Origin of the sequence: Corallococcus sp. 4LFB (assembly GCF_046520365.1) — a bacterium.
Lineage (GTDB): Bacteria > Myxococcota > Myxococcia > Myxococcales > Myxococcaceae > Corallococcus > Corallococcus caeni.
This window is the reverse complement of sequence record NZ_JBKGHJ010001310.1, coordinates 1-233: the sequence shown is the minus strand read 5'-3', so window position 1 is coordinate 233 and position 233 is coordinate 1. Positions and strand designations below refer to the sequence as shown.

Genomic DNA, 233 nt, shown 5'->3' with positions numbered 1-233 from the left:
GCTGGAGACGGACGCGGGCCTCAAGGGCTACCTCGAATACACCACCGACCTCTTCACCCCTGCCACCGCCGCCCGCATGGCCGAGCACCTGCGCGTGCTCCTTCAGGAAGCCGTCGCGCAGCCGAATGAGTCCGTTGCCCGATTGCCGCTGCTGACCACGGATGAACGGCACGAAATCCTGGTGGCGTGGAACGCCACGCGGGCGCCCTTCCCGGAAGCGTGCGTGCACTCGC

Annotated in this window: 1 protein-coding gene; it reads left to right on the top strand. The window is 68.2% G+C overall.

The features are described 5' to 3' along the window. A partial coding sequence (locus ACLEQD_RS45435; RefSeq protein WP_410392082.1) for a hypothetical protein occupies positions 1–233 on the top strand: 233 nt, incomplete at both ends.